This is a genomic window from Pseudomonas sp. USTB-Z (assembly GCF_019691255.1).
Classification (GTDB): domain Bacteria; phylum Pseudomonadota; class Gammaproteobacteria; order Pseudomonadales; family Pseudomonadaceae; genus Aquipseudomonas; species Aquipseudomonas alloputida.
The window spans coordinates 1-634 of sequence record NZ_JAECZP010000070.1 but is presented as its reverse complement, the minus strand read 5'-3'; the positions used below and the strand labels follow the sequence as shown (position 1 = coordinate 634).

At 61.2% G+C, this 634-nt stretch carries 1 protein-coding gene; it reads right to left on the bottom strand.

Annotated features, from left to right (window positions below; translation table 11 throughout):
- Positions 1–634, bottom strand: a 634-nt coding sequence (locus I8746_RS26880; RefSeq protein WP_221101223.1) for an immunoglobulin-like domain-containing protein, incomplete at both ends; no start/stop codon positions are given.

Here is a 634-nt window from a genome sequence, read left to right as displayed (position 1 = left end):
GTCGCTCAGCGTGAAGGTCAATGCACTGTGGTTGTTGATCGGCAGGCCGTCTTTGTTGGTCAGGGTAATGGTGTAAGTGATCTCGCCGCCTTCGGTGACCGACGGGGTGGCGGTCAGCTTGGCCACCACTTCGTCGGTGGTATCGGTCACTTGAACCGAAGCCGCACCGCCCAACTCGAGGTTCTCGAAGGTTGCACCAGTGGCGTCTACCGCCGAGTTGATGCCCAGGCTGATCTGGCCAGCATCGTTGTAGACGTCATCACCCTGCGCAGCATGGGTGTATGGCGCGCTGGTTTCACCGGCCTTGATGGTGACCTGGGCATTGTTGCTCAGGGTCACGACCAGGTCGTGGGCCAGCGGCTGGTTGACGTGTACGGTGAACGTCGGTTTGACGTTCTCGGCCACCGAGGTCTGGTCGGCCGTGATGGTGACCTTGACCAGGTCGCCTTCGTTGCTACCGCCCGGGTTGCCTGGGGTGCCAGGCTCGTCGGTGACGGTAGTGCTGACCGGGGTCTTGTCGAGTGTCAGTTGTTCGAACTTGCCGACATCCGCGCCTTCAACGGTTGCGATCGACTTCACGACAGGGTCGTTAGCGCCGACGTAGACGTTGTCCGGGGCAGTGACGGTAGCAGTA